Here is a 7,239-nt window from a genome sequence, read left to right on the forward strand (position 1 = left end):
ACGCCGCCGGGCCCGGCCGCGCGCCCGGGCCACGGAGGTGCCGAGCAGCAGCACCTCGCCCTCGGACGGCGTGAGCAGGCCGAGGCAGGCGCGGCCCGCCGTCGACTTGCCCGAGCCGGACTCGCCGACCAGGCCCAGCATCTCGCCCGCGCGCACGGTCAGGTCGAGGCGCTCGACGGCGCGCACGTGGCGGCCCTGCACCCGGTAGTCGAGGCTGACCCCGCGCAGGTCGAGCACGACCTCGCGGGGGTCGGCCTCGTCCCCACCACCGGTCGAGCCATCGCCCGTCGGCCCCACCCCGCGGTCGCTCGACCCGCGGTGAGTCGTGCTCGCCGGTGGCACCGCCGGCACAGCGTCCAGCAGTGCCCGCGTGTACTCGTGCTCCGGCGCCAGCAGCACCTGCTCCACCGGCCCGCGCTCCACGATCCGGCCGCCGCTCATCACGGCCACCTCGTCGGCCAGGTCGGCCACCACGCCCATGTTGTGCGTGACCAGCAGCAGCGCCGTCCCCCGCTGCGCCACCAGCTCGCGCAGCAGGTCGAGGATCCCGGCCTGCACGGTCACGTCGAGCGCCGTCGTCGGCTCGTCGGCGACGATCAGCTGCGGCTCGCACGCCAGCGCGATCGCGATCACCACGCGCTGCCGCTGCCCGCCCGACAGCTCGTGCGGGTACTGCCCCGCCCGCCGCTCCGGCTCGGGGATGCCCACGGACCGCAGCAGCTCCACGGCCCGCTCCCGCGCGACGGCCCGCGGCACGTGCTCGTGGTTGAGCACCGCCTCGGCGATCTGGTCGCCCAGCGTCATGGTCGGGTTGAGCGCCGTCATCGGCTCCTGGAACACCATGGACACCACGCGGCCACGCAGGTCCACGAGCCGCTCCTCGGGCGTGCTGACGACGTCGCGCACCGCGCCGCCGTCGGCCAGCTCGACCGAGCCGGTGACGCGCGCCGTCGAGGGCAGCAGCCCGAGCACGGACAGCGAGGTGACGCTCTTGCCCGAACCGGACTCGCCCACCAGCGCGACCACCCGGCCGCGCCCCACCTCGAGGTCGACGCCGCGCACCGCGGGCACGTCCCCGGAGCCGGTGGTGAAGGTGACGTCCAGGCCCCGGATGCGCAGTACGACGTCGCTCATGCCGTCCTCCCCTTCACGTCGACGACGTCCCGCAGCCCGTCGCCCACGAAGTTCAGGGCGCAGACCACGATCACGATCGCGAGGCCCGGCGGCAGGATGAGCCACCACGCGCCCTGGTAGATGTAGTTGATGCCGTCGTTGAGCATCGCGCCCCAGTCGGTCGTGGGCGGCTGGACGCCCATCCCGAGGAAGCTGATGTACGCGACCAGCAGGATGGCGTCGGCCACCTGGAACGTCGCGTTGACCACCACGGTGCCGACGGTGTTGGGGATGACGTGCGTCAGCACCGTGCGGCCGTGCGAGGCACCCATCGCACGGGCCGCCACCACGTAGTCGCGGGTCCGGACCGACAGCGCCTCCGCCCGGATCAGCCGGGCCGGGACCAGCCAGGACACCAGGCCGAGCACCACGATCATCATGCCGACCGTCGGCCGCACGATCGTGGAGAGCACCAGCAGCAGGAAGATCGCGGGGATCGCGATACCGGCGTCGACCACCCGCATCATGACGACGTCGACGGCGCCGCCCACGTACCCGGCGACCGCGCCCCAGAGGGTGCCGACCACGGTCGCGAGCGCCCCCGCCAGGACCCCGACCAGGAGCGAGACCCGGCCGGCGACCATCAGCCGGCCCAGGTTGTCGTAGCCGAGCGCGTCCGTGCCCAGGGGGTGCCCGTCGACGCCGGGCGGCAGGTTGGCCGCGCCGAGGTCGGTCGCCACCTGCTCCGTGGGGTACACGAGCGGCCCGACCAGCACGAACAGCACCAGCACGGCGAGCGCGACGGCGCCCACGACGGCCAGCCGGTTCCTCGTGAAACGACGCAGCCCCGTCATCTCAAGGCCCCCCGGGTGCGGGGGTCCAGGACGGCCTGGACGGCGTCGGCCAGCAGCGAGCCGACCACGGTGGCGACCGAGATGACGAGCACGCAGCCGAGCAGCACCGGGAAGTCGCTGCTCTGCGCGGCGCTCCAGAACAACAGCCCCATGCCGGGGTAGTTGAAGAGCTGCTCGACCACGAGCGCGCCGCCGAACATGACGGGCAGGTAGTAGCCGAGCATCGCGACCACCGGGGTGAGCGAGTTGCGCAGGACGTGCCGGAGCACCACGCGGCGGTGGGCGGTGCCCTTGGCGCGGGCCGTGCGCACGTAGTCCTCGCCCAGGTTGTCGAGCGTGGCCGACCGCATGTACCGGCTGAACGTGGCGACGATCGGCACCGCGCCCGTGAGCACGGGCAGCACGAGCGCGTCGGGCTGGGCCAGCACCTCGGCGATCCCCGTGCCCTGCGGGGCCGCCGCGGGGAAGAGCCCGGCGGTCTGGCTGAGCAGCAGGATCAGCAGCATCCCGAGGAAGAACGTCGGCGTCGAGTAGGCGACGATCGCCAGCGTCGAGAGCCAGTAGTCGACCGCGCGGTTGCGGCGCACGGCCTGGTAGACGCCGACGGGCACGGCGATCAGCACCGCGACCACGAGCGAGAGCCCGGTCAGCAGCAGGGTCTTGGGCAGGCGCAGGGCGATCGCGTCCGACACCGACTGGTTGAGCAGGTAGGACTCGCCGAGGTCGCCCGTCAGCGAGCGCCCCAGGAACGAGAGGTACTGGAGCACCACGGGCTGGTCCAGGCCGTTGGCGGCCTCGAACGCGGCGATCTGCTCGGGAGTGGCCTGCTGGCCGAGGACGCCGCGGGCGGGTCCGCCCGGCAGCGCGTGCAGCAGCGCGAACACGATGACGCTGACCACGAGGATCACGACGAGCGCCTGGAGCACGCGCCGGATCAGGAAGCGGCCGAAGCCGCCGCGGGCTGCCCTGACGGGCGCGGGCGCGGCGGCTCCGGCTTCGACGGCCCCGCTGGTCGCGGGGATGGCTGTCGTCATGTCAGCTGGCCCAGCTCCAGCGCTGCGGGTGGAAGCTGGCGAGCGGGTCCTGCGTGGTGCCCTCCAGCCCGTCCTTGATGACCGAGACCTGGTAGACGGGGTTCGGCAGCCACATGACCGGCAGGTTCTCGGCGCCGAACGCCGAGTACTCCTGCATGACCGACGCGTCGGTGCTCTCGGTGGAGTCGTGCATGAGGGTGTCGAAGGTGTCGTCCGAGTACGAGCCGAAGTTCGACGCGGCGCCCGTGCCGAAGACACGCTCACCGCTCGGGTACCCGCCGAAGTACCAGCTCCCGGCGGTGCCGAAGAACGGCAGCTGCCAGTCGCAGTCCGCCTGGTCGGCGGTGCACGGCGCGATGGAGGACAGCACGGTGTTCAGCGGCGCGCTCTCGATGGTCACGCCCACGCCGGCCTGTTCGAACGTCGACTTGATCTCGGCGAACATGTTGTCCGTCTCGGCCGAGCCGCTCTGCGTCAGGATCGTGATCCCGAGCTGCTGGCCCTTCTCGACATCCTTGCCGCACTCGTCGTCGCCGTCGCCCGGACGGGTGCACTCCAGCACGCCGTCGGCCCCGGCGGTCCAGCCGTGGTCGGCCAGCAGCGCGGCCGCGGCCTCCGGGTCGAACGGGTACGGGTTGGCCTTCTGCTCCTCGGAGAGGAAGTCGCTCTCGGGGTTCTGCGGCACGGGGCCGTAGCCGGGCAGCGCGGCGCCCTTCCAGATGACGTCGGAGATCTGCTCCTGGTCCACCAGGTGCTGGAACGCCTGGCGCACGTAGAGCTGGCGGAAGACCGGGCCCAGCTCGGGGTGGTTGAAGTTGTAGGGCAGGTAGGTGATGGACCAGCCCGCCCACGGCTCGACGTCGTAGCCGAGCTGCTCGTACTGCTCCGGCGCGTCCAGGCCCGTGGTCGGGATGTACCCGTAGTCGACGGCGCCGGAGCGGACGGCGTTCACCTCGGCGTCGGTGGACGTGTACGGCAGCAGGTTGACGGTGTCGATCGAGGCGGCGTCGTCACCGTCGTACTTCGCGTTCCTCGTCAGCTCGACCTGGCCGCTGTCGGTGAACCCGGTCAGCGAGTAGGGGCCGTTGATGGTCTGCCACAGCGGGTTGGACTCGTAGGTCGACAGGTCCTCGCTCTGACCGACGAGGTAGTCGAAGATCGCCTTCGCGCCGTCCTCGGTCTCGGCGAGCGCCGGGTCGGGCTCGTCGCCGTCGGCGGCCTTGGCCCAGGCGTGGGCCGGCAGCGGGACGACGAGCGTGAGCTGCGAGGCCTGGAGCCACTCCGGGTTGTAGACCTTGTCGAAGGTGAGCTCGACGGTCTTCTCGTCGGGAGTGGCCACCTCGGTCACGTTGTCGGGCATGCGACCCTCGGAGTAGCTGGCCCAGACGTCCGTGTTGGCCTTGACGAGGTCGAACCAGAACTTCACGTCGGCCGAGGTCACGGGCTCGCCGTCGCTCCACGTGCGGTCGTCGTCGAGCGTGATGGTGGCGACCAGGCCGTCGTCGGAGAAGGTGATCTCGTCGGCGAGATCGGCGCTCGCCACGCGCCCCACCTCGCCCTCGGAGCCGTCGTAGGCCACGAGCGGCTCCCAGAGGGTGCGCATGATCGCGGAGTTGTGGGTGGCGAGCTTGCCCGCGATGCCCAGGGGCACGATCCAGTTGGGGGTCGCGTTCGCGGGCAGGGCGTAGTTCACGTCGGTGCGAGCGGCTGCCTCGTCGCTGCCGGACGAAGACGTCGAGCATCCGGCGAGGAGGGCGACGGCGGCGGCAGCGCCGACGGCGAGCCGTGCGGCCCGTCCGGCATGCGTGGTGCGCATCTGGGTCTCCTTGGTCTGCGGGGCCGACGACGCCGGAGCCTGTGCGACTCGGGCACTTGTTTCGCCAGCCGAATAATGGAGCACCGTAGACGTACGAAGTTTCCCGGATCTACGCGAATTCCGTAACAAGACTGTTAATTCGGTTCCGCAAGAAGGCCGAACTGTCCGGACCGTGCCCGACGTGGTGCAGACTCGTGCCCGGAACTTGTTCCGTGTCCTGAAAGAAGTTCTGGAAGAACTTGGAGGAGGCCCGTGGCCCAGCCCGCGCGCCCCCGGGTGGCCGCCGCACGGCTCGAGCGGGAGATTCTCGTGCTCGTGTCGAGCGGCCGCGCCCGGTCCCGCAAGGAGATCGCCGAGTCGCTCGGCATCGCCCCGTCCACCGTCTCCCAACGCGTGCAGGCGATGCTCGCCGCCGGCGTCCTGGAGGAGACGGGCGAGGGCGCGTCCAGCGGCGGACGGCGGCCGCGCGCGCTCCGGGTACCCGGTAGCACGGGCTACCTCGGCGTCGTCGACCTCGGGGGCGCCCACGCCCGGCTCGGCATCCTGCCGCACGGCGGCGAGCTGACCACCACCACGGAGGTGGCCCTCGCGATCGGCGACGGCCCCGGGCCAGTGCTGACTCAGGTCACCGCCGCCCTGCGCGAGCTGGCCGCCGAGCAGCCCGACGGTGGCCGGCTGCTCGGCGCCGGCATCTGCCTGCCCGGCCCGGTCGACGTCGCCCGGCGCGCCTTGGACAGCCCGTCGCGCATGCCCGGCTGGTCGGGGTTCGACGTCGGCTCGTGGCTGGAGGACGCCCTGGGCGTACCGGCCGTGGTCGAGAACGACGCGAACGCGATGGCCGTGGGCGAGCACTTCGGGCACGCCCGGCGCACCCGGCACTCGGTGTCGGTCAAGGCCGGCACCGCGATCGGCGCCGGGATCCTGGTCGACGACCGGCTGTACCGGGGCGCGGGCGGCGCGGCGGGCGACATCACGCACACGCGCATCCCGGCCGGTGGCGACACCCCGTGCACCTGCGGCAACCGCGGCTGCCTGGAGACCGTGGCCTCGGGCGCGGCCCTCGTGCGGCTGCTGCGTGAGCAGGGCTACGACGTCGACGCCACCGCCGACGTCCTCGCCCTGGTGCGCGACGCCGAGCCCGTGGCGACCACCCTGACCAGGACCGCCGGCCGGCACCTGGGCGCGGCGCTGTGCACGGTGGTCAACTTCTTCAACCCCGGCGCCGTCTACCTGGGCGGCGCGCTGTCCACGCTGGAGCCGTTCGTCTCCGCGATCCGCAGCCAGATCTACGAGGGCGCCCACCCGCTGATGACCCGCGACCTCGTGATCGCGCCCTCCGGCCTGGGCCCCGACGCGAACCTCGTGGGCGTGGGCCGCCTGCTGGAGGACACGCTCGTGCCGCACGCCCTGACCACCGCACCGGAAGGAACCCGATGAGCCCTCGCATCGCGATCGCCGGCATGTCGATCGAGTCCAGCACGTTCTCCCCGCACCGTTCCGGGTGGGAGGCCTTCACGCTTCGCCGCGGCGCCGAGCTCGTGGCGCACTACCCGTTCCTGTCCGACGGCGCCCCGCTGCGCGACGCCGCCGACTGGACCGGGGTGCTGCACGCCCGGTCGCTGCCCGGCGGCGCCGTCCCGGCCGAGGTGTACGAGTCGGTACGCGACGAGATCGTCGCGACGCTGCGCGCCCAGCAGGAGGAGCACGGCCCGTACGACGGCCTGCTGCTCGACATCCACGGCGCCATGACCGTGGTCGGGCGGGACGACGCGGAGTCCGACCTCGCCGCGGCGGTGCGCGCCACCGTCGGGACGGGGACGCTGATCAGCACGACGATGGACCTGCACGGCAACGTGCCCCGGGAGCTCGCACAGGCCAGCGACCTGATCACCTGCTACCGCATGGCCCCGCACGAGGACGCCTGGGAGACACGCGAACGCGCGGCCGCGAACCTGCTCGCGCGGCTGGAGTCGGGCGGCGCCCCGAAGAAGGCGTGGCTGCAGGTCCCCGTGCTGCTGCCGGGCGAGAAGACCAGCACCCGCATCGATCCGGCCGCCTCGATCTACGCCGACGTCGCGCGCGTGGCCGGTCTGCCCGGCGTGCTCGACGCGGCGCTCTGGGTCGGCTACGCGTGGGCCGACGAGCCGAGCTGCCGCGCCGCCGTCGTCGTCACGGGCGACGACAAGGAGGTGATCGTGCGCGAGGCCGAGCAGCTCGCCCGGCAGTACTGGGACGCGCGCGACGAGTTCGCGTTCGTCGCGCCCGCCGCCCCGTACGACGAGTGCCTGGCGACCGCGCTGGCGAGCACGGCGCGGCCGTACTTCCTGTCCGACTCGGGCGACAACCCGACCGCGGGCGGCGCGGGCGACGTCACCTGGACGCTCGCGCGGCTCCTGACGGAGCCCGCGTTCGCGGCCGCGCC

Annotated in this window: 6 protein-coding genes; 2 read left to right on the forward strand and 4 right to left on the reverse strand. The window is 72.6% G+C overall.

The annotated features are described in order from the left end of the window. The 4 genes from PROKR_RS37960 to PROKR_RS28340 form a co-directional block, all read right to left on the reverse strand. Window positions 1-1,134: ATP-binding cassette domain-containing protein (locus PROKR_RS37960; RefSeq protein ID WP_036970800.1), on the reverse strand; the 1,134-nt coding region annotated here is incomplete at its 3' end. Beyond that, window positions 1,131-1,967, reverse strand: a complete 837-nt coding sequence (locus PROKR_RS28330) for an ABC transporter permease (RefSeq protein WP_036970552.1) — start codon at window positions 1,965-1,967, stop codon at window positions 1,131-1,133. The genes PROKR_RS28330 and PROKR_RS37960, both read right to left, overlap by 4 nt. Continuing rightward, the gene (locus PROKR_RS28335) at window positions 1,964-3,001 is read right to left on the reverse strand and encodes an ABC transporter permease (RefSeq protein WP_157602810.1); all 1,038 of its coding nucleotides are present in this window, start codon (window positions 2,999-3,001) and stop codon (window positions 1,964-1,966) included. Before PROKR_RS28335 ends, PROKR_RS28330 begins: the two co-directional genes overlap by 4 nt. Window position 3,002: 1 nt before the next feature. Then, window positions 3,003-4,817: a peptide ABC transporter substrate-binding protein gene (locus PROKR_RS28340; protein WP_036970554.1), complete on the reverse strand. Its 1,815-nt coding sequence runs from the start codon at window positions 4,815-4,817 to the stop codon at window positions 3,003-3,005. Window positions 4,818-5,069: 252 nt separating this feature from the next. Between PROKR_RS28340 and PROKR_RS28345 the strand changes: the two genes are divergently transcribed. Together PROKR_RS28345 and PROKR_RS28350 are read left to right on the forward strand one after the other, a co-directional pair. Further along, window positions 5,070-6,254 carry an ROK family transcriptional regulator gene (locus tag PROKR_RS28345; RefSeq protein ID WP_245605999.1) on the forward strand — a complete coding sequence of 395 codons (1,185 nt, stop codon included), beginning with the start codon at window positions 5,070-5,072 and terminating at the stop codon, window positions 6,252-6,254. Continuing rightward, the coding region (locus PROKR_RS28350; protein WP_084800736.1) for a M81 family metallopeptidase at window positions 6,251-7,239 on the forward strand (989 nt) is incomplete at its 3' end. The genes PROKR_RS28345 and PROKR_RS28350, both read left to right, overlap by 4 nt.

Source organism: Promicromonospora kroppenstedtii DSM 19349, assembly GCF_000515355.1.
Taxonomy (GTDB): Bacteria; Actinomycetota; Actinomycetes; order Actinomycetales; family Cellulomonadaceae; genus Promicromonospora; species Promicromonospora kroppenstedtii.